21 protein-coding genes are annotated in these 19,827 nt (G+C 60.8%); 6 read left to right on the top strand and 15 right to left on the bottom strand.

All coding sequences use genetic code 11. From position 1 onward, the window contains the following. A partial coding sequence (locus AAG793_RS15345; protein WP_341909739.1) for a hypothetical protein occupies positions 1-471 on the top strand: 471 nt, incomplete at its 5' end. 144 nt (positions 472-615) lie between these two features. On the opposite strand, the gene AAG793_RS15340 is transcribed toward AAG793_RS15345, so the two are convergent. The 3 genes from AAG793_RS15340 to AAG793_RS15330 are packed head-to-tail and all read right to left on the bottom strand — an operon-like array spanning position 616 to position 2,160. After that, the gene (locus AAG793_RS15340) at positions 616-1,092 is read right to left on the bottom strand and encodes a CopD family protein (RefSeq protein WP_341909737.1); all 477 of its coding nucleotides are present in this window, start codon (positions 1,090-1,092) and stop codon (positions 616-618) included. 18 nt (positions 1,093-1,110) lie between these two features. Then, positions 1,111-1,710 carry an exopolysaccharide biosynthesis protein gene (locus tag AAG793_RS15335; protein ID WP_341909735.1) on the bottom strand — a complete coding sequence of 200 codons (600 nt, stop codon included), beginning with the start codon at positions 1,708-1,710 and terminating at the stop codon, positions 1,111-1,113. A gap of 36 nt (positions 1,711-1,746) precedes the next feature. Next, the gene (locus tag AAG793_RS15330; protein WP_341909733.1) at positions 1,747-2,160 is read right to left on the bottom strand and encodes a hypothetical protein; all 414 of its coding nucleotides are present in this window, start codon (positions 2,158-2,160) and stop codon (positions 1,747-1,749) included. Positions 2,161-2,548: 388 nt separating this feature from the next. Between AAG793_RS15330 and AAG793_RS15325 the strand changes: the two genes are divergently transcribed. Beyond that, a complete protein-coding gene (locus AAG793_RS15325; protein WP_341909731.1) occupies positions 2,549-3,067 on the top strand; it encodes a YqhA family protein in 519 nt (172 codons plus the stop codon). A gap of 333 nt (positions 3,068-3,400) precedes the next feature. Here AAG793_RS15325 and AAG793_RS15320 read toward each other — a convergent pair whose 3' ends face one another. The 5 genes from AAG793_RS15320 to AAG793_RS15300 form a co-directional block, all read right to left on the bottom strand. Next, positions 3,401-4,273, bottom strand: coding sequence for a GTPase domain-containing protein (locus AAG793_RS15320; protein WP_341909729.1), 873 nt, complete (start codon positions 4,271-4,273; stop codon positions 3,401-3,403). Positions 4,274-4,947: 674 nt separating this feature from the next. Then, positions 4,948-6,411 carry an amidohydrolase family protein gene (locus AAG793_RS15315; protein ID WP_341909726.1) on the bottom strand — a complete coding sequence of 488 codons (1,464 nt, stop codon included), beginning with the start codon at positions 6,409-6,411 and terminating at the stop codon, positions 4,948-4,950. A 3-nt stretch (positions 6,412-6,414) separates the two neighbouring features. Beyond that, on the bottom strand, positions 6,415-7,452 hold the full coding sequence (locus tag AAG793_RS15310; RefSeq protein ID WP_341909724.1) for an ABC transporter substrate-binding protein: 1,038 nt from the start codon (positions 7,450-7,452) through the stop codon (positions 6,415-6,417). 45 nt (positions 7,453-7,497) lie between these two features. Further along, the gene (locus AAG793_RS15305; RefSeq protein WP_341909722.1) at positions 7,498-8,274 is read right to left on the bottom strand and encodes an ABC transporter permease; all 777 of its coding nucleotides are present in this window, start codon (positions 8,272-8,274) and stop codon (positions 7,498-7,500) included. Next, complete coding sequence (locus AAG793_RS15300; RefSeq protein WP_341909721.1) at positions 8,271-9,230, bottom strand: ABC transporter ATP-binding protein; 960 nt, start codon at positions 9,228-9,230, stop codon at positions 8,271-8,273. The genes AAG793_RS15305 and AAG793_RS15300 overlap by 4 nt, the downstream gene beginning before the upstream one ends. Positions 9,231-9,530: 300 nt before the next feature. Here AAG793_RS15300 and AAG793_RS15295 point away from each other — a divergent pair, with 300 nt between their 5' ends. From AAG793_RS15295 to AAG793_RS15280, 4 genes are read left to right on the top strand one after another with little or no spacing between them, the layout of a single operon-like run. Further along, complete coding sequence (locus AAG793_RS15295; protein ID WP_341909718.1) at positions 9,531-9,665, top strand: hypothetical protein; 135 nt, start codon at positions 9,531-9,533, stop codon at positions 9,663-9,665. Beyond that, positions 9,662-10,594, top strand: a complete 933-nt coding sequence (locus AAG793_RS15290; protein WP_341909716.1) for a polysaccharide deacetylase family protein — start codon at positions 9,662-9,664, stop codon at positions 10,592-10,594. The genes AAG793_RS15295 and AAG793_RS15290 overlap by 4 nt, the downstream gene beginning before the upstream one ends. 58 nt (positions 10,595-10,652) lie before the next feature. Beyond that, positions 10,653-11,852, top strand: a complete 1,200-nt coding sequence (locus tag AAG793_RS15285; RefSeq protein ID WP_341909714.1) for an amidase — start codon at positions 10,653-10,655, stop codon at positions 11,850-11,852. Between the two features lie 59 nt (positions 11,853-11,911). After that, positions 11,912-12,619, top strand: coding sequence for a GntR family transcriptional regulator (locus AAG793_RS15280; protein ID WP_341909712.1), 708 nt, complete (start codon positions 11,912-11,914; stop codon positions 12,617-12,619). A 201-nt stretch (positions 12,620-12,820) separates the two neighbouring features. Here AAG793_RS15280 and AAG793_RS15275 read toward each other — a convergent pair whose 3' ends face one another. The 7 genes from AAG793_RS15275 to AAG793_RS15245 form a co-directional block, all read right to left on the bottom strand. Beyond that, complete coding sequence (locus AAG793_RS15275; RefSeq protein ID WP_341909708.1) at positions 12,821-13,618, bottom strand: metallophosphoesterase family protein; 798 nt, start codon at positions 13,616-13,618, stop codon at positions 12,821-12,823. Beyond that, a complete protein-coding gene (locus AAG793_RS15270; RefSeq protein WP_341909706.1) occupies positions 13,615-14,613 on the bottom strand; it encodes a diacylglycerol kinase family protein in 999 nt (332 codons plus the stop codon). The genes AAG793_RS15275 and AAG793_RS15270 overlap by 4 nt, the downstream gene beginning before the upstream one ends. A 567-nt stretch (positions 14,614-15,180) precedes the next feature. Then, the gene (locus tag AAG793_RS15265) at positions 15,181-15,888 is read right to left on the bottom strand and encodes an ABC transporter ATP-binding protein (RefSeq protein ID WP_341909705.1); all 708 of its coding nucleotides are present in this window, start codon (positions 15,886-15,888) and stop codon (positions 15,181-15,183) included. Then, entirely contained in the window at positions 15,881-16,669 is a 789-nt protein-coding gene (locus AAG793_RS15260) for an ABC transporter ATP-binding protein (RefSeq protein WP_341909703.1), read from the bottom strand. The genes AAG793_RS15265 and AAG793_RS15260 overlap by 8 nt, the downstream gene beginning before the upstream one ends. Then, entirely contained in the window at positions 16,666-17,697 is a 1,032-nt protein-coding gene (locus AAG793_RS15255) for a branched-chain amino acid ABC transporter permease (protein WP_341909701.1), read from the bottom strand. Before AAG793_RS15255 ends, AAG793_RS15260 begins: the two co-directional genes overlap by 4 nt. Then, positions 17,690-18,583, bottom strand: a complete 894-nt coding sequence (locus AAG793_RS15250; protein WP_341909699.1) for a branched-chain amino acid ABC transporter permease — start codon at positions 18,581-18,583, stop codon at positions 17,690-17,692. Before AAG793_RS15250 ends, AAG793_RS15255 begins: the two co-directional genes overlap by 8 nt. Before the next feature lie 59 nt (positions 18,584-18,642). After that, the gene (locus AAG793_RS15245; protein WP_341909697.1) at positions 18,643-19,812 is read right to left on the bottom strand and encodes an ABC transporter substrate-binding protein; all 1,170 of its coding nucleotides are present in this window, start codon (positions 19,810-19,812) and stop codon (positions 18,643-18,645) included. Between the last annotated feature and the right edge of the window lie 15 nt (positions 19,813-19,827).

Here is a 19,827-nt window from a genome sequence, read left to right as displayed (position 1 = left end):
CACAGGGCCGACGGTCCGGTGCTGGTGGAGCGCGCTCGCAGTGCCTTTACCGGCACCACGTTTCGTTGGCTCAACCCGGTAGGGGTGGCCGATTTCGACGCCGACGGGCGTCTGGACCTGGCCATGGTCCTCACGCCGCACATCGGCGGGGAATTGCAGCTTTTGCACTACCGTCCGCCGCTGCTGGTGCCGTATGCGCGCGCGCTCGATGTGTCCAATCACCGCATGGGCGCGGTTGAGCAGAGCCTTGCCGTTGTCGTTGAATTGAAGGAACACCGCCCTACTGTGCTGGTGCCCGATATGACGCTTCGGGCATTGCATGCGCTGCGCTGGGACGCGCCAGGGCGCTGGACCGAGCTGGGCGATGTGATGCCGCTGCCCGGGCGTATCGAGCGCCTGTCGCCCGTGCCCGGCGGCGCCTGTGCATCACTGGACGACGGCCGCTCGCTGCGCGTGATGCTCGCGCCCTGACGGACGCGACAGAGACTGGAATGTTCCTGGTGAAACCCGACGGTACGCCTTACTACGTTGCCGCACAAACCACGCCCTTCGCCCGGCCCGCCTGCAGTCAGGGTACAGAGCCAGCAGGCGGGCACCAGCTCGAACAGGGCGGGCTCAGGTTGTCCAGCGCATCAACGCAGCGACCAGAACCAATACACCCATGCCGAGGTTGACTGAGACCCACCTGCGAATCTGCATCAGGGCAGCACCACCGGCGGTCCACTCGGATGTTGCCACTGCTCGGCTTAGCCTCTTGAAAAGAACGAAGCGGATGTGCATGAAGATCGCCACCATGGCCACACCGAGCACCGCCATGACCGTCCAGGCCAGCGGCATCTCAAAACTACCACCCGACTGCACCACTTGCTTGGCAACGCGACCCAGCATCCAGATGCCGCTGGCCAAAGTCAGCAGCGAAGCCACAAGTACTGCACGGAAAAAGCGGCCGAGTATGTCGTGCATCAGCTTCAAGCGGACTGGCGCTTCGAGCTGGGCAACCGCCGGTTTCAGGAACAAGTGCGCAAACACCATTCCACCGATCCACACGACGATGGACAACACATGAATGGTCTTGAGGGTTGCGTAAATCATCAGTCAGTCACTTTCATCTCATAGCAAGCTCAGAATCCACGAGCTGCCCAAAAACCACAGCGCCAGCAAGAAGCCGGCCGTCGCAACCAATGCCACACCCGACATCAGCAGCCCGCCGATCACTGCGCGTCCGTCACTGAACACCAGCCCCAGCCCAATCAACACCAGCGCCACTGCAGGAAGCACGTTACCAAAGGGAATCGGCATCACGATGATGGCAGCCATCAGCCCGACGGCGATGGCAATGCGCGACCGCCGACCAGAGACTGCGAGATGGCTCATTCGAGCTCTGGCATGGCGACCGGCCAGGGCGTAGGCAGAAGCCAATCCGACCAGCACCCGCTGGGCCCAGTAAGGCGGTAGTTCAAGCTCCGCTACTCGCCGTGGAAGGCAGAGCGCGCACTGACCCCGCCACATGGCAACTGCCAGGCTCGCCATACCCAATCCCAGTACCGTGCCCACCCCAGGCACCGGCAGCAGGCAGGGCATGGCCAACAACAGGAGCAGCGTTCCCTGGGCTTCGGGGCCGTGGGCTTGCATCATCGCCCGCATCGAAACCGGCTCATCACGAATTCCGGCAGCTGCGTCGCGTAGCCGGTGCACGATGGGTGGCGTCATATGAACTTGGTACGGGTAGCTACAGGTGGCGCGCGCTTAACCAGCCGTCACTCGGCGGTGGTTGATGCGGACTCTCCCGCCGCGGCGGCGCCACAGCGCGACAAGCACATGTGTCCCGGCACCCAGCAACAGGAGCAGTCCACTGCCAATGCCCCAGACCACCCAGGTTGCCACCGTCACGCCACCAGCGAGCGCGGGTGCAGCCTGAAGCAGAGCGTCGCTGAGAGGCCCCAGGCCCGCCACGAGCGCGCCCCAAAGCTGCGCGACTTCCGCGGGCACCCAAGGCGCCAGCCAGTCCGGCAGTCGAATGGACACGCCACTTGATGCAACGCCAGAAAGCCCACCAACATTCGAGAAGGACCAGACCGCCACAGCGTGCAGCGCCCACGCAGCAAGAGACCAGAGCGCAAGCAGCGCGATAAAAACAAACCAGATAAGGACAAACGCCATGATGTGTCTTGTAGGGCAGACGAAGGTCGGAAGTGTGTCGACTTTTGAGCTTCGGATAAACCATAGTATTTCTTACATACGGTTCGCTTTTTCCGAACTGGAGGACCAGCGCTGAATGTCCGCCGTCACCACGATTTCTGAATCTTCACCACGAAGGCGGTTTTGTCCGATCCGCAGTCCAGGATTCGCCCATCGAAACAGCAGCATTTGAAGGACACGGACATCGAATAAATCTGAAGATCGAGTGGAGTTTTTGCCGCAAACTCGAAACTCTCTGTATCAACTACCGGCTCCGCCAGCACTGCGATCGCGTCGATCTCTGGCGACGGCGCATGCCGCGTGGGCCGCATGTTGATACCAATTTCAGAAAAGTTACGGGTTGAAAATTATGGAAAAGTTGCTTTCGGGAGTGGGGTCATTGCTCTACGGCATGAGATTCACCATGCTGTTTTTTTATGTGGGTCTCGTCGCGATCATTTTTGGCATCTTGGGAAAGTTTCTGCTGGAAACCTACAAGTTGATGAACACCCTGCTCTTCGGCGATCTCGAAAAGATCGACCTGATCATCAAAGTGCTTGAGCTGGTGGACATGACGATGGTCGCGCAGCTTGTCTGGGTTGTTGCCCTGGCAGGAGTTTCGCTCTTCGTGACCACCGGGCACTTTGACAAAAGTGAGATGAAAAAGCCCGATTGGCTGGACCACGTCAATACCTACAACCTCAAGTTGAAACTCGCGTTTGCCATCATCTCTATATCGGGCGTTCATGCATTGAAGACTTACCTGAGTGGCGACCTGACACTTGAAAATATTCAGATCGTGACGATGGTGGCAGTTATTCACTTCACCTTCGTGCTGTCGGCCATCGGTATCTCATTTGCAGAGCGGTTGACGCGGGAGAAGACCTGAATTTTCCGTGGGGCCCTGACCGCGAAATTCATTCACAAGAACTTCCGGGTCGTTTCGCGGCGCAGGCCCACTGATCGTCGCGCGGATCTTCAGCGCGGGCCAAGAATTTGATGCGCATGAGACAGGATCAAGGGTGCCAGATTGGGTACCGTACACCTGTCGTTCGCCAATGTCTGCTTCTGGTCCGAAACCAGCCGTTGGCCAGCTCCCTTTAACGAGACAAAGCAAAATTACAGGAGTTCGAACTGGGCGCTCAAAAGTGGACGTAGATTTATGTCTATTGAAGCGGGTGACGTCCAGTCATCATTTCTGATCTTTTACAAGCCTGCCAAGCTAAGCATCTCGGCCCACGAGAATCTTCCCAAGTAGTATTTTGATACCCCGTTTGATGAGACCTTTAGGGCCTGGTAGGGGAATATAGTCAATCAGGTCTGGTAAGTGCTGAATGGCCAAGTCAGCAATCTTTTTAGGAACCCCAATTCTTTTCATAAAGCTGTAGACGGACTCATTCGTCTTCACTCGGAGTTTCGCCGGAAGCCCCGCAAGTTCTGCGAAATTGTTCCAAAGTTTGGCGAGAAACTCTGACGCTGTTATCCCCGTGCCCTCGCCGTAGAGCCGAACAGATTTGGGTAATGCCGTGTTCCGAATCTGCTTCAACACGACATCTCGCGATTCTTCTCGCAGTGAAGCGAAGTGATTTTCAAGGCTCCCCCCTGAGGCAAAACACGTCCCGAGCATTTCCCGGTATTGGAACTGCCGGTAGTGGTCCCTATTTCGGTCAACCCAAGCGGACATTGGGCGCTCATTTTCACAGCCCGTTAGTACTAGAAGCGTCGGTATTTTCCGCTCTGTCATTCGATTGACGAAGAAGTCGTAGTCCTCTTGGTGCTGCTTAGTCAACCGCCCTGCTTTGGCAACGTGTATCAGGAGATTGAAGCCCTCCCTAGAGTGCTTGAGCAACTCGGCGAGCTGGAGAACAGCATTCTCTGCAGGAACAGTGCCTGAATCAGCCTCGTGTAGCCCCACAGTATCGATGAGCTCGATTGCCAAACCGTGATAGTCGAACGCGCCGTAAATATGGGTCTTCGACGTGACTCCCTGAGCGTCGTTGGCGGTGGGCCTGCTGCGCCCTGCAAGCTCATTGCAAACACTGGTCTTACCGACACCAGTGCCTCCAAAAACCAAGACTCTCACATGCTCCGCCATTGCGCTCCTCCCGCTTCTCTACTGATGATCACTGTACTATAGAGATATGGCTATCGTTAGATTCGTCCTTGTGTCCGCCGTCTGGTGCCTCGTCATCTATACGGCTTGGCGGGCCTGGAAATTCGCGCTTCGACCCAATCGGGAAAACGTCTCACTGACAAGATCGTCACGGCTAGTCGAAAGATCTACCCGAATCGCGGCGACTGTCGTGGCCTCAGTGTTGACTTTCTTCCTTTTATTGACAGCGGTTTTTATTTGGTTTGAATTCAGCAATTGATCGCTGCCTGGACTTGACCTGTTTTCGTAGACATATCTCAGCATCCAGTGCGAATCTGGTCGAGCGCCAACCGGCCCAGCAGGGCTACTTGAGCTATCTAAGAACGGAAATTTATAACTTTTTGAATTGGCATGCAGCCGCCATATTCGTCGCCTGATACCGGTCACTCGCCAATAACTGCTTCTGGCCCGAGAGCCGCCGTTGAGATACAGCGGAACGCTACAGGTTTAAATTTGACTACTCCAAGCAGCCATTCGCTGGCGTATGCAGCGCTGCTCTCGACGCAGCGACAGACCGTTCAAGCGGTATCTTGGGGCTGGGGGAGGCACTTGAAATCGCAGGTTTTTCTGCAAGATACAAGAACCGGTTGATTCCGATCAGATGGGTCTTGATGCACTCATCCGCAGCCGCAGTGCGCGCGATACCAGCCCTGTACCTGTGGCTCGATACGCCGCCAGCCTTCGATGAGTCCGGAAAAGCCGGGCATTGCTACGCGGTAGAGCTTGCGCAGTTCCGCCTCAATGGCGGGCAGATCGACACCCAACACCACGCCGTCCCGCATGAGCACACGGCCTGCGCAGACCACCTCGCGGACATGGCTCATGTTGCCGCGTGCAAACAGCAGGCCGAGCGGGTCCACCGGCAAAATGGCATCGCGGTCCAGACGGTCAAGATCAATGGCAATCAGATCTGCCGGCGCACCTTCGGCGAGCACACCAGGTCCGGGCGCGCCGGTCGCACCCCGACCGGCAGCAATCGCCTGGTCCAGAAACGCCGCATGGCTCCAAGTGCGGTCGAACCCGGTTCCGTCATGGGCCATCTGTACCAGCCGCATTTCGCGCAGGGCGTCGTCGTCCTCGTCCAGCGCAAGCCCGTCGACGCCAACCGCCACCGCGCAGCCCCGTCGCCGGGCATCGGCAATTGGCGCCAGGCCGGAATGAAGATGCAGGTTCGACGAGAAGTTCGTGACGATGCGCGCGCCGTGCTGCGCAATGAGATCAAGCTCGTCGGGCCGGGCGTGGGTGCAGTGGGCAAGCGTCGTGCGCGATGAAAGAAAGCCAATGTCGGCGAGATAACGCACGATGCCCTCGGGAAAGGCCCGGTCCGCCCAGACACGCTGATAGGGTGTTTCGAGGAGGTGCATGTGAATGCGCCGACCCGTGGCGAGCGAATGCGCTGCAATCGCCTCCAGCATTGGGCGCGAGCACCATTGCACACCGGCTGGTCCCAACTGCACGTCCACCATCGGCCCGGCGATGCGCGACGCGATGTCCTCGACCAGCGCGAGGTAATCCTGTGGTCGCGGCGGCGGGCGGACGAACAGCGCCTCCATCGTCTGCCGGTCGCTTTCCGGCAAGGCGGCCAGCACCGGATCGGCATCCCCGTACACCAGCGGATTCTGGTCGCGCACGGCCAGGGCAAAGGCAAGGCGGATGCCGACGTCGCCAGCGGCCCTGGCAATTTCAGCGGCCTCGTCCGGAATCGACATCAACCCGCTGGGCCGTGTGTAGTGAACCATCATGGCCGCGCAGCCGCCGCGCACGGACCGCGCCATCGAAGCCGCGGCTTGCAGATAGGGATCGGGCGGGGTGCCCAAGGCCGAGCGCAAGATCCACGTCTCCAGCGGCATGTTCAGTGCGCCGAATGAAGACCCGGTTGGCCTGGCGTGGTCATGCGCGTTGACAAGCGCCGGCAGCAACAGTCTGCGCGGGCCGGCAGCGGGCTCGGACATCTGCTCGATGCGCTCGATCAGCCCATCCTTGAGCGTCAGGCGGACGTTTGAAAGAACGCCCGCGCCTTCTCCTGCAAAGCAGCCAGCCGCCTCGACGACGTGATCGCCACTGAGAGCGCTGGATGCCATGGCTCAGTTCGCCGTGTAAACCAAGGACCGCTCAGCCCGGGGCGGCAGGAACTGGCGATTGAAGATCTCGGAGGGTGCTGGCACGCGAGTGAGTTGGTAGCCTTCGACGACGATGCCGATGGCACGCGCCATGCGGGCGTCCTTGACATCGCCGATACCGATCTCTTTCATTTCAGGCGAGACGATCAGTTCGGTGAAGGAGTACTGCATCCGGCGCTTTTCGACCGCCTCGTTGATGAGGTTGTCATAGGCCATCGTGGACTTCATGCCGAGGTTCTGGTCTTTCGCGATCTCCATCATCGCTTTGTTGGTGGCACGTACGAGACCGGCCACAGCCTTGGGATTTTCCCGGATCATCTTCTGCGACACCATCAGGCCGTTCGAGTAGAGATCCATGCCGTGCTCACCAAAGGGCATCCAGTTGAAGTCTTTCTCCGGGTCCTGGCGGTTGAGCACCAGATTGAAATAGCTGGTGATGTTGAACACCAGAGCGCCATCGATGTCGCCTTTGATCAGCAGCGGCTCCTGGAGATTCGGCGCCATGTTCGACACCTTGATCTTGCTGGCGTCGAGCCCGTTTTTCTGGATGAACACCGGCAGCAGGCGCGTGGTTGGCGTACCCTGTGCGCCGCCAAGGTTCTTGCCCTCCAGATCCTTCGGCTTCGTGATGTTGGCCGACTTCTTGGTGACGATGGCAAACGGTGGGCGGTTCCACATCTGATACACCATGACCGGCGCCTCACCGGGCTTCAGCGAAGCGTTCTGAATGATCGCGTTGACGTCGCCGAAACCAGCGTCATAGGCGCCGCCCATGATGCGAGTGACCGTGGCACCGGAGCCTTCGCCCTGGTCGATGACGACATTGAGCCCCTCGGCCTTGAAGTAGCCCTTGTCGCGTGCCACGAAGAAGGCCGCATCCGAGCCCTGCGTCTTCCAGCCCAATGTAAACCGGACCGTCGTTTCCTGTGCCTGCGCGACGTTAGCGAATAGCAGGAGGGCCGCGCCCGCCCCGGCAATGGTTCTGAACAAGAAGTTGAGCATGGTGGTTTCCTTGGTGGTGGGTTGAAAGGGGGACATCTGTGGGAATCAGGCGGCGATCAGGTCGTTCTTGCGGTTGGCCCAGCCAGTGACACGCATCTCGACCAGAGAAAAAATCGCATAAAGCGCAACGCCAAGCCCCGCAAGAATGAACAGGCCTGCGAAGACCAGCGGGGTGTTGAAGTTGGAAGAGGCGGACATCATCACGTTGCCGATGCCGCGGTTGGAGGCCACGGTCTCAGCCAGCACCGTGCCGACGAAAGCGTAGGTCACCGACACCTTCAGCGACGCGAAGAAAAACGGCATGGTGCGCGGCAGCCCGACGTTCCAGAGGATGTCAAGCTTCTTCGCTCCCAGCGCCTTCAACACATCCTCCAGCTCCGGCTCGGTCGTGGCCAGGCCGGTGGCGATATTCACCACAATCGGGAAGAAGCAGATCGCCAGAGATGTCAACACCGCCGGCACCGTGCCCGAGCCGAACCACAAAACGAAGATCGGCACAACGGCGACCTTGGGGATCGACGAAAAGCCGATCAGCAGCGGATAGGCCGTGTCATAGGCAATGCGCGAGGAGCCGATCAGCGCGCCGAGCAGCACACCAAGCATCACGCCCAGTGCGAAGCCGACCATGGTGGTGGAGATGGTCTGGACGACGTGCGGCCACAAGACCGGCATGCGGACCCACAGTGTCTGGAAGATCTGGCTTGGGCGCGGCAGTACCAAATCCGACATACCCGAGGCGAGGCAAAAAATCTCCCATGCCGCAAAGAAGAGGACGATGAGGGCGACTGATGAGCCGCGGCGGCGCCATGTTTCGCTGGTCATTGGGTGGCACTCTCGGTGGTGGAAGGTGCACGCGCGGCCACGATCAGATCGCGCAGCTCCTGGTTGAGCGTGACGAACTCCGGTTCAAAGGTCATGGCGATGGTGCGCGGGCGGGCAAATTCGACCGGACTGTCGGCCAGGATGCGGCCCGGCCGCGCGCTCATCACGCAGATACGACTGGCGAGGAAGCCGGCTTCCTTCAGGTCATGTGTGACCAGCAGCACCGTCGGCTTGCGGGCCAACCACAGGTCCTGCAGCACGCCCCAGAGCTCCTCGCGCGTGAACTGGTCGAGGGCACCGAAAGGCTCGTCGAGCAGCAGCAAGCGCGGCTCGTGAATCAGTGCACGGCAGAGATTGGCACGCTGGAGCATGCCGCCTGACAGCTGCCAGGGGAAATGGTTGGCAAAACCGCGCAGGCCCACCTGTTCCAGCAGGGCATGCGCCCTGTCGCGGAACTCCGTTTTTTGTTTCGCGCGGTACTGTGACCGGAAGGGCTCGACGATCTTGAGCGGAAGCATGATGTTCTTCTCGATCGTCATCCAGGGCAGCATGGTCGGGTTCTGGAACGCCATGCCAATCCGCAGTGCCTTGGCCGCGACCTCGCGCCCGCCGACCACCACGAGGCCGGACGTCGGAGCGACTAGCCCGCCAACAAGCTTGAGGATGGTCGATTTGCCGCAGCCGGAGGGGCCCACCAGGGCGACAAAGTCACCATCGTCGATGCGTATTGAAGTCGGTGACAAGGCAGGCACCGCCTTGTCACCTCTGCCAAAGGTCACTGCGGCTTCCGAGAGCTCAATTGCCAGCGCGGGCACCGGAGACACCGGCGTATCTGCAGACTCAGCTTGCTCCAGACCCCCGGCGATGGCGCGGGAGACCATCACCGGGCTGCCGCCGCTTGCGAGCGCGGCATGCCCCATGGCGACATCTGTGAAGGGTAGGCGGGTGTCAGACACGAGGAATGCAACCCTTGTGGGAACCCACATAGCAGGCCTTATTGCAGCTTGCTTCGCTGGCGCGAGATCCTGGTCGAGTCATGGGCGTTCTCCGATGCATGTGCGGTTGATTGCGTGAGTCGGCTGCTTGCAGCCATGCAACCGGTTATGCAAGCGTCGTGCCAATGTCCACAAAGCACGACATTTCTTGTTCACACTGCACCACGTGAATTGCACACAAGTCGGCACGTGTCTTGCATCCAGGCTTGCGGCAGCCGCTGTTGTGCTGCTAGCTGGAAGACTAGAAGACTGGAAGACACCATGCCCCCTGAAGCTCACCCCAATGCCGCTGCGAGGAACGTCGATGAATCGCAGATGGACGTATGGAACGACCGCGCCGAATCGTCGATCGACCGCTGCGGCCTGCGCTGCGCAGACCACGAGGTCGCGCGATGACCAATGCCCCACACCGATACCTGGGAGAGTTGCCATCGCACGGGCGGTTCGGCTATCGCCCCATCACTCGCCGACTTCCCTATCAATGGCCTGGCGGCGCGCGTCTGGCCGTCTATCTGGGCTTCAACGTCGAACACTTCGCATTCGGCGAAGGCATGGGCGCGGGCATCGGCCCGGCATCGCCGCAACCCGACGTGCTGAATTACAGCTGGCGCGAATACGGCAACCGGGTTGGCGCGTGGCGCTGCCTGGAGCTCTTCGACCAGCTGGGCATGCCCTGCGGCGCACTGATTAATACTGCGCTCTACGATCACTGTCCGGAATTGGTGGCGGCCATGGTGGCGCGCGGCGACGAGCTGATCGGCCATGGCCACACCAATGCCGAGCGGCAAGGCAGCATGCCCGCGGCCGAAGAACGCGAACTGCTGGCCAGCTGCCGCCAGCGCATACTCAAAGAGAGCGGGCAACAGGCGCAAGGCTGGCTGTCACCGTGGATCTCGGAAAGCCTGCAGACGCCCGACCTGTTGGCCGACACCGGCTACCGCTACACCCTCAATTGGTGCCATGACGACCAGCCCGGGTGCATGCGCACCAGCAGCGGGCAAACGCTATGGTCAGTCCCGTATCCGCAGGAGCTCAACGACATTCCGATGATCGTGGCACGCCAGCTCGATGCAAAAGACTTTGCGCAGATGATCATCGACCAGTTCGACGAAATGCTCGAGCAATCACGCAGCCAACCGCTGGTGATGGGCATCGCGTTGCACCCTTACCTGGTGGGCCAGCCGTACCGCTTGCGCCATCTGCGCCGCGCGCTGCAGCACATTGCAGCCGAGCGTGACCGGGGCAGCGTGTGGTTCACCACGCCAGGGGCCATCTGCAGCCACGTCGAGGAATTGCGTCAGCACCATCCGGAGGACTTCGCATGAGCCGCCCGGCTGCTCCGAAGGCTCGTCGCACCGCAGCCCGCAGGGCGGCGGTTACCCAATGAGCGCGGGCTTTCCGATTGACGATACCGTGGGCGCCTGGGTGCCGCACGGCCGCTTCGTCATCGAGCCATCATCGGCCGGGCCACTGACGCCGTTGACCTTTGCGGTCAAGGATGTCTTCGACGTGGCAGCGCATGCCACCGGTGCCGGCAATCCCACCTGGCTTGCCACGCACGCGCTGCCCGACCGCAGCAGCCCGCTGGTCGATCAGCTGCTGGCGGCTGGTGCGCGCCTGATGGGCAAGACACTGACTGACGAACTGGCCTACAGCCTGCATGGCGACAACCTTCACTACGGAACGCCGATCAACCGGCGCGCACCACAATGCGTGACCGGCGGATCGTCCAGCGGATCGGCCGCTGCAGTCGCGGCCGGTCTGGTGGACTTTGCACTTGGCACTGACACCGGCGGCTCCACCCGTGTGCCCGCCAGCTACTGCGGCCTGTGGGGGCTGCGCACCAGCCATGGCCTGTTATCCGCCGAGGGGCTAGTGCCACTGCATCCGAGCTTCGACACCCCAACATGGCTGGCCCACGAAGGATCGACGTTCGAACGGGTGGGCGAGCAACTGCTGCCGCCGGTCACGACATACACACCGCGCCGGCTGCTGCAGCTGGGCGACGCCTGGGCGATGGCCGACCCGGTGTTCGAGAGGCCGTTGCAGCGCGTCCTCGATGCGCTGGCCAAAGAGCTGGCGGTGAGTCCGCAGCGTCTGCACGCCAGCCCTGATGTGGCGCTGGAGACCTTACGGAAGACCTATGTCACCGTCGGTGCGCATGAAGGCTGGCAAGTGCACGGCGAATGGATCAAACGCCACCAACCCACATTCAGCCCGGCCATCCAGGCGCGTTGGAAGGCAGCGTCGGAGGTCAGTGACGACGCGGCCGCAGCAGCCCGCGAGGTGATGGCTTCCGCACGCCGGCGTATTCGCGAGCTGTTGGGCGATGACGGCGTGGCGGTGCTGCCCTCGGCGGCCAGCCTGGCGCCGCGGCGCGACGCTGACCCAGGGGCGGTGGATGCCGTGCGTCTGCGCACCATGGCGATCACCTGCATTGCTGGTCTGGCCGGACTGCCGCAGGTGAGCCTTCCGCTCACGTCGGCAGACAGCGAACCCCTGGGCGTCTCGCTTCTCGGTCCGGTCGGCAGCGATTTGGCGTTGATACGCCTGGCTGTGCGGCTGCACGCCGGTTGCCTTTGAGCAGCTCGATGTCAACGCCGGCACCTCAACGTCGCCATTCAAGCAGTGAGGATCCGTCCATGCGGCCCAGCGGCGCGTTGACCCAGGTGGATGACAGCGACGATGTGGAGACACGCATCTACCGGGCGGTGTTCGACAGCGTCATGAGCCAACGCCTGACCCCCGGCACCAAGCTGACCGAAGCGTCGCTGTGCAGCCTGTTCGGTGTGAGCCGTTCGGTGGTGCGAAAGGTGCTGCAACGGCTGGCCCATGACCACATCGTGCAGTTGCGACCAAACCGCGGCGCCATCGTCGCGGTACCGACGCCAGAGGAAACCCGGCAGATCTTCGAGGCACGGCGGGCGCTCGAAGCCGCCATCGTTCAACTCGTTGCGCAGCACGCCACCGCCGCAGACCTGAAGGCATTGAGGCAGCAGCTGGCGCAAGAGCACCAGGCCATGCACCGCTTCGGGCAACCGGACTGGGCACGCCTGGCCAGCGGCTTCCACGTGCGCCTGGCCGCACTGTGCCGCAACCCGATCCTCGAGCGCTATCTGGTGGAGACCATCTCCCGCTGCTCGTTGATCGTGGCGCTGCATGAACCCCCCGGCAATGCAGCCTGCGAGCACGATGAACACGGCCGCATCGTCGACTGCATCGAACACGGTGACGCAGCCGGCGCGATGGCGCTCATGGAGGAGCACCTTTGTTCGCTCGAACACCACATCTCACTGCAGCGCGATGCGCCGGAGCGAAGCCTGGCGCAACTGCTGGGCTTGTCTCACTGAGTGGTGCCGGCGAGTGGTACCGGTGAGGATCACGCACAGCGGTGTAAGTGGCGCTCTGCTGACGCTACACGCGAGCAGATCAGCCTGCCGGCTTCAAGCGATGCAACAGTTCGCCGACGCGGTGGTAGCCCGCGTCACGATCCTCGCAGACGACCTGGTACCCGTCGTGCGTGAACTTCTGCTGCTGGCCCGGAAGATGCATCAAGTCCTGGCCAGCCGGATATCGCTGACCTTGGCCAGCAAGAAGATTCGGTTCTCGGCCATGTAGTCCCACTGCTCGATTTGGCAGGCTCCCGGCGCCGCATCTGCGCCCCAGCGGAGCAGGTTGACCGAGTTGGGCACGCCTTCACGCACGCGCGACGAGATGGCCGTGCCTGCCTGCACAGCCCATATCGGACGCGCCAGACCTTGCAGCGGGATGACGTAGGGAAGGTGGATGTGTCCGCCCATGACGAGGTCGACGCCGGCTTCAGCCCAGGATTGCAACGCCGCCTCGTGCCCGTACAACCGGTTGGTCACGTCTTCGGCACGCGCGACCGCCACGGGCTGGTGCACCACCACAACACGCAGCTGCGCAGGCTCCGAACGCTCAAAGAGTCGGGCCACGCGATCAACCTGCAGCGCAGAAATCTCACCGTCCTTGTGCCGCATGGGCCGCGTCGTGTTAACGCCCGCCACCAGAAGGTCGTGCGAGCAGTGCACGGGCTCAAGATCCTTGCCGAAGGCGGCGCTGTACCGCTCATAAGGGCTGCGCAGGCGCGTCCAAAGATCCAGCAGCGGAATGTCGTGGTTGCCTGGAACGGCCAGCACGGGCGCACCGAGGCGATCCACGAACGCGCGCGCCGCCCGGAACTGGGCCGGGCGGGCACGCTGCGTGATGTCGCCTGAAAGCACAACCAGATCAGGACGCTGCTGGTGCGCCAGCGTGACCAAGGCTTCTGTAACCATCACTTGCTCAGTACCGAAGTGCGTGTCGGAAATCTGCAGTAGTATGCTCATGAGCTTGCCCCTTCAGCCAGGGGCGGGGCGTCCACGGCGGCAGTGTTGCGCGGTGCCCTCAGCAGGTACAGCGGTTTGGCAAGCACCCGGATCTCAAGTGGCGCACGCATCATCGTCACTTCGCCATCGAAGGCCACCTTCATTCCGTTGCGGCCCTGCGGCAGTGTGGGTCGCACCACCAGGTGCTCGAACTCAAAACTCTCTACGCCTGCGGCATCACCCAGCATGCCCATGGCCCCCTGCAGCATCAGCCCGATCATCGACAGCGTTCCAATCGGCCGCAGCACCAACGCGGCCATGCTGCCGTCACCGGGCGTGCCGGCCATGGTGTCGTTGGGCTCGGCTCCGAGCTGTTGCAACTGCAGGCGGTTGTTACCCACGAAGAGCGTCAAAGTCCGCATGTCGCGCACCTTGCCACCCACCTCGATACGCAATCGCAAACGGCGCTGCGCACGCAGCAAGGTCGCACCGGCTGCCACAAACGCCACCCACCGGCTGCGACCGAAGCGAGCCTTGTAGGCTTCCCGGTCTTCCAGCAGGTCGGGATAGAGACCGACGCTGGCATTGACGAGGAACACGTGTTCGTTGATGCCGGCCACCTGAACCGGCGTCGGCACCGAATGCAGCAGCAGACGGACCGCATCGGCAGGGTCTGCAGGGATGCCGTGCGTGCGGGCAAAGTAGTTGAACGTGCCCTGTGGCACCACACCCATGGCACAGCCTGTGGCGTGTGCGGCCTGCGCTACGGTGTTAAGCGTACCGTCGCCGCCGACGGCAATCACGGCCGTGCGGGTCAACAAGGCCTGTTGTGCCAACTCTCGCGCGACGCGCTCCAGTTCACCAGGGGAGCAAAAGTGCAATTCACCGCGCCGCCCCTCGGCCTGCAACACGGTCTCGATGACCTCGCGCCTCGTATTCGCCTCGCTGCTGCCTGCGGCAGCGTTGATCACGAAGTGGAGCGAGGAGGCAGGATCGACCCGGAGTTCACTGGCCATGAACATCCATATCTTCAGTACTCAAAGACTTCGCTGATTGCGAGGAATAAAGTCCGTCGAGGGAATTCATCGCAATGAATACTTTTCAGGTACATTTCGGACCATTTTTTCGTGCCTAAAGTCCGTCGAGAACAGACAGGTTTTTTGCTCCGTCACAACCGTACCGTAAAGTCCGTCGAGGATTGATAACGAGACAGTTTAAAGCTCTACGAATAGCCTGACAGCTTCAGCATCCTCACACATGAGGCAGAAAAGTACATGGGTATTGCACAGATACGCCCTGTAACCTCATGCTACTGGCTGGCCGCGATTCAATACCTCAGAACCTGATGATGACGGTCTGCTTTCGAGACAAACCGGAAAACTCCAATGTATTGAACCCTCCGCCGGTAAACGGTCATACGCCCACGCTGGCTGGAATTCATTGCCTTCGGCGTACCTAGAAGCGAGAGCCGTCGGTCAACTTGTCAGTCAGCTGAATAATCCAGCGATCTGGTTGTGGAACTCAGTCTTTTCAGTGGGGCTGAAGCTGAGCGCACGCAACGTCCAGAATCAATCGACTCGCTTCTAGACCGCAATACGCTCAAACAGCGCTTGGCGATGCGCGGCATTGGTAGCGTCTCCTTCCAGCAGGACTTGACCACGCTCCAGGGCATAGAAACGCGTCGACAGGTCAATGGCGCGGCGCACGTTCTGCTCCACCAGAACGATAGGGATACCGTCGTGGCGCAAACCCTCCATGATGCGGAATATCTCGTCGACAATCTTGGGCGCCAGTCCTTCTGTGGGCTCATCAATCAGTAGCAACTTCGGCGCTCCCACCAGTACGCGCGCCATTGCCAGCATCTGCTGCTCCCCGCCTGACAGGGTCGTGCCCATCTGCCCGCGGCGTTCGCCGAGGCGAGGAAATTGTTGGTAAATCTCTTCCAGCCGACGTTTCGATTCGGCGCCGGAACGGCGCGGGCACTGCATGAAGCCCAGAACCAGGTTTTCCTCCACCGTGAGACCGGGGAAGATGCGCCGATCTTCGGGAACAAAGCCGATACCCCTGCGACAAATCTGATCCGATGTAACTCCGCAGATATCCTCACCATCGAAGACGATTCGTCCTTGCGTCGGCGTCAGCCATCCAGCGATGGTCTTCATCACCGTCGTCTTGCCTACGCCGTTGCGACCGAACAGGCCGACGACCTCGCCTGCGTCCACGCGGATTGAAACGCCCTGAAGCACATGGCTCAGGCCGTAGTGGGTATGCACATTCGTGAGTTCAAGCATGGCCAGCATCTCCAAAGTAGGCCGATTGCACAGCCGGGTTACTGCGCACCTGCTGAGGGGAGCCCTCGGCCAGCTTCTGGCCCTGATGCATCACGACCACATGGTCCGACAGGCTCATCACCAGATCCACATCGTGCTCGACCAGCAGAATACTCAACGACTCGCTGGCCAAACTGCGAATCATGGCGCCGGTCTCCTGCGTATCAGCATGGCTCATGCCCTGCGTGGGTTCGTCCAACAGCAGCATGCGAGGACGCGCGGCGAGGGCTACGGCAATCTCAAGCCGGCGTTGCTCCCCGTGCGACAGAAAGCCGGCCAACTCGTCAAGCTTGTGCTCCAGCCGAAAGCGTTCGACCAGCTCGTCCACCCGCTGCAGCGCTACCCGGCCAGAACTGATAGGCCTCAGCAAGCCACGGCCTTGCTCAAGGAATTGCGCCGCCAGGCGCAGGTTCTCGCGCACCGACAACTCGAAGAACAGGTTGGTGATCTGAAACGAGCGTGCGAGCCCAGCAGCCAGCATATGGTTGGGTGACGCACCAGTCAGGTCCTGTCCGTCGAACACCACGCGACCGGCGCTGGGCCGGATGGCGCCGCTGATCAGGTTGAACACCGTACTTTTGCCTGCACCGTTCGGCCCGATCACGGAGGTGATCTGACCGCGTCGCGCATCAAAACTCACTCCATTGACGGCCACCAGCGAACCAAAACGCACTGTGAGATCACTCACCGAGAGAATGGCATCCACGCGGGCAGAGGCCGCAGCTTCCATAAACTCACTCATGACGAAGCCTCCGTGCGCGAATTTCTTCGCTCCAGGGCTGCGACCACATAGCCGATCAGCCCCCTCGGGAAGAAGATCACGGAGATCATGAAGATGACACCAATCACGATCTGGTGATGGGCTGTGAATGTTCCGATCACCGACTTGAGAAGCGTGAGGATCGCCGAGCCATAAAGCGCACCGATCAGCGTCCCCGTACCGCCGACAATGACATTGATGATCGCGTTTCCCGACACCTGAAAGAACATCAGCTCGGGAGAGACAAAGCCGCGCAGCATGGGGTACAGCGCACCCGAGAGCCCTGCCACATTGGCTGCCAGTACAAATGCGGCAAGCTTGTAGCGCCAGGGGTCGACCCCCAGGAACGGCACGCGGTTTTCATTGGCACGGATCGCCGCAAGCTGGTGCCCGAAAGGCGTTTTCATCAGGTAGGCGAGCAGGCCATACAGAGCGGCCGTGAATACCAGCACAAGCAGGAAGAAGCCGGCCGGACTGGCTGCATCAACGCTGAAAAAGCCGAATGAAATCTGGGGAACCGGCACGCCGATGATGCCATCCGATGCGCCCAGCTCGCGGGTGTTGAAAACCACCTTGGAGACGACCTGCGCCAGTCCGAAGCTGATCAACGCGAAGTAAACACCCTTGGCACGAATCGCAATCACCCCGGCCACCAGCCCTACCAGTGTTGTTGTCACCAATACCACAGCCATCGCCAGCCAGAACGAAGGCAGTCCCTGTTTCAGCACCAAAGCTGAGACATAGGCACCAAACCCGAAGAACAGAGCCTGCCCCAACGGCAGCAGGCCGGTACGCCCGAGCAGTAGATCGACCGAAAGCGCAAGCCCGCCGAAGATCAGTGCTTCCGTGGCCAGTCGGAAGAAAAACACATCGCCTTTGATTCCGGCCACAACTGCGAACGACAGCGCAAGGCCAAAGAACAGCCATGCCAGCAAACGGATCGGGTGCCGCAACAGCCGATGGGCCAGCGGGGGAGAAGCCACAGGCGACTCAGCAATCATGTCATGCATGACCCAACCTCCCGAACAAGCCCTGTGGACGCCACATCAGCACCAACACCATGATCCCGAACAGCAAGGGGTCGCTCCAGACCGGGGAAATATAAAGACTGGATATCGACTGGATCTGGGTCAGCACCAGGCCGGCAATGACTGCACCCTTGATCGACCCCATTCCACCGATGATGACCACCGAAAACGCAATCAGTACGAAGTCGCGCCCCATGGTCGGAAAAACAGAATAGATCGGTGCCAGCAGTACACCCGCCAGGCCGGCGAGTGCCACACCAAAGGCAAACGTTCCTGCATAAACCACGGACACCGGTACGCCCAACGATGCAGCCATATGACGGTCATAGGCAGCAGCCCGCACCATTGCACCCAGGCGCGTGCGAAACACCACGAGCCAGACCGTACCAATCACCACGCTGCCCAGCACCATGACGAACAGGCGGTAGTTCGGGAAGAACAGGCCAGATACCTCGCTCGCCCCGGTGATTGGTGGTTCAAGACGAAGGGGGTTGGCACCGAACACGATCTTCAGCGCATCTTCCATGATGATCGCCAAACCAAAGGTCAGCAGCAGTGTCAGCGTGTGTCGTTCCTTGGAATGAAAGACGCGCTGAATCAGTGTGCGTTCTGTGGCATAGCCCACCACGGCCATCAACAACGGCGTCAGGGCCAGCGCCCACCAGAAGGGCATACCTACTCCCAGCAGAGCCACTGCCGCATAGGCGCCAACGGCATAGAACTCGCCATGCGCCATGTTGATCACATCGAGAAGGCCGAATATGATGGTCAGGCCCAGTGCCATCAACACCACTGCCACGCCGATCGACGCCCCATTAATCACCTGCGGCGCCAGCACAAACTGCAGCCACTCCATCATTTCAGCCATCGTTGCCTCCTGAATGGCGACCTTGCCCAAGTCACACCTGGACCGGGTCGCATCAACATTTAGAACTTGGTGCAGGTGTCAGGACCGATGGCCTGGGCTGCTGCCACTTTGCCGACGATCTCGAACTCGCCGCCCTTGACACGTACCGCGTACATGTCCTGCATGGCCTGGTGGTCGCCCGCGCGCAGCGTCTTCACGCCCTGTGGTGTGTTCCATTGCAGGCCTCGCATGGCGTCGCGAACCTTGTCGGTCTCAGTGCTCTTGGCCTTCTCGACAGCTGCTTTGTAGAAGAACAGCACGCCGTAGGAGTCTGCACCATACAGGTCAGGCATAGCCTTGTTTGCAGCCATGAATTCAGCGACAAACTTCTTGTTCTCCGGGCCGTCAATATTGGGCGAATAGCCCACACCGGTGACAAAGCCGTCGGCCGCCTTGCCGATGGCTGCGAGGTTCTGAGAGGTCACCGTACCCGAGGCACCCACCACCTGCACGTTACGAGCCATGCCGAACTCAGCCATCTGATTGAAAAGCCGCACGGTGTCATTGCCAGCCACAGAGGTATAGATCACGACAGGTCTGGCTGAACGTATCTGGCCGAAGAACGGGGAGTAATCCTTGTTATCCAGGGGCGCGTAGACCTCCCCCACCGTCTTGGACCCTTTGGCTTCGGCCGCCGACTTGAATGCGGCCACGGTGCTACGGCCCATCTCGTAGTCCGGGCCGAGATAAAACACACTGGCTTGCGGCTTTTCCTTGGACATCCACTCGGCCAGCGCAGCCGACTGCATGCCAGCCCGTGCATTCACCCGGAATACGTTCGGCGAGCATTTCTCAGCGGTGATGGCGTCGGAAAAAGACACCGTGGTGGCGATCAGTTTTCCGTTGCGCTCGGCGACCTGGCCGACTGCGAGCGTCGAACCTGAGTTCACTGTCCCGGTCAGGAAGTCAACCTTGTTGACCTGGAACAGCTTCTCGGCCTTCTGGGTGGCTACGGCCGGGTTGGCTTCTTCGTCCTCATACAACAGCTCCAGCTTGCGCCCTGCGATACCGCCGGCAGCGTTGATCTGCGCAGCTGCAAGGTCGAGGCCCCATTTCACCTGCTGGCCAATACCGGCATAGGTACCGGACAGTGGTGTCACCACGCCGATCTTGATGGGACCGACCTGCGCAATGGCGAGCAAGGGGGCTGCCGATGCTGCAGCGATGACGGTGCGAATGAAAGTCTTCATCTCTGTCTCCAGTTG

This window comes from Polaromonas sp. YR568 (genome assembly GCF_943372955.1).
In the GTDB taxonomy this organism is placed as follows: Bacteria; Pseudomonadota; Gammaproteobacteria; order Burkholderiales; family Burkholderiaceae_C; genus Polaromonas.
This window is presented reverse-complemented; position numbering and strand designations above follow the sequence as displayed.

Excerpts from the sequence above, each read along its gene's own strand:
- AAG793_RS15250 (WP_341909699.1), bottom strand. The coding sequence starts at position 18,583 with ATGGCTGAAATGATGGAGTGGCTGCAGTTTGTGCTGGCGCCGCAGGTG.
- AAG793_RS15335 (WP_341909735.1), bottom strand. The coding sequence starts at position 1,710 with ATGACGCCACCCATCGTGCACCGGCTACGCGACGCAGCTGCCGGAATT.
- AAG793_RS15270 (WP_341909706.1), bottom strand. The coding sequence starts at position 14,613 with ATGGCCAGTGAACTCCGGGTCGATCCTGCCTCCTCGCTCCACTTCGTG.
- AAG793_RS15290 (WP_341909716.1), top strand. The coding sequence starts at position 9,662 with ATGACCAATGCCCCACACCGATACCTGGGAGAGTTGCCATCGCACGGG.
- AAG793_RS15245 (WP_341909697.1), bottom strand. The coding sequence starts at position 19,812 with ATGAAGACTTTCATTCGCACCGTCATCGCTGCAGCATCGGCAGCCCCC.
- AAG793_RS15280 (WP_341909712.1), top strand. The coding sequence starts at position 11,912 with ATGCGGCCCAGCGGCGCGTTGACCCAGGTGGATGACAGCGACGATGTG.
- AAG793_RS15320 (WP_341909729.1), bottom strand. The coding sequence starts at position 4,273 with ATGGCGGAGCATGTGAGAGTCTTGGTTTTTGGAGGCACTGGTGTCGGT.
- AAG793_RS15330 (WP_341909733.1), bottom strand. The coding sequence starts at position 2,160 with ATGGCGTTTGTCCTTATCTGGTTTGTTTTTATCGCGCTGCTTGCGCTC.
- AAG793_RS15285 (WP_341909714.1), top strand. The coding sequence starts at position 10,653 with ATGAGCGCGGGCTTTCCGATTGACGATACCGTGGGCGCCTGGGTGCCG.
- AAG793_RS15340 (WP_341909737.1), bottom strand. The coding sequence starts at position 1,092 with ATGATTTACGCAACCCTCAAGACCATTCATGTGTTGTCCATCGTCGTG.
- AAG793_RS15305 (WP_341909722.1), bottom strand. The coding sequence starts at position 8,274 with ATGACCAGCGAAACATGGCGCCGCCGCGGCTCATCAGTCGCCCTCATC.
- AAG793_RS15310 (WP_341909724.1), bottom strand. The coding sequence starts at position 7,452 with ATGCTCAACTTCTTGTTCAGAACCATTGCCGGGGCGGGCGCGGCCCTC.
- AAG793_RS15260 (WP_341909703.1), bottom strand. The coding sequence starts at position 16,669 with ATGAGTGAGTTTATGGAAGCTGCGGCCTCTGCCCGCGTGGATGCCATT.
- AAG793_RS15275 (WP_341909708.1), bottom strand. The coding sequence starts at position 13,618 with ATGAGCATACTACTGCAGATTTCCGACACGCACTTCGGTACTGAGCAA.
- AAG793_RS15315 (WP_341909726.1), bottom strand. The coding sequence starts at position 6,411 with ATGGCATCCAGCGCTCTCAGTGGCGATCACGTCGTCGAGGCGGCTGGC.
- AAG793_RS15255 (WP_341909701.1), bottom strand. The coding sequence starts at position 17,697 with ATGCATGACATGATTGCTGAGTCGCCTGTGGCTTCTCCCCCGCTGGCC.
- AAG793_RS15295 (WP_341909718.1), top strand. The coding sequence starts at position 9,531 with ATGCCCCCTGAAGCTCACCCCAATGCCGCTGCGAGGAACGTCGATGAA.
- AAG793_RS15265 (WP_341909705.1), bottom strand. The coding sequence starts at position 15,888 with ATGCTTGAACTCACGAATGTGCATACCCACTACGGCCTGAGCCATGTG.
- AAG793_RS15325 (WP_341909731.1), top strand. The coding sequence starts at position 2,549 with ATGGAAAAGTTGCTTTCGGGAGTGGGGTCATTGCTCTACGGCATGAGA.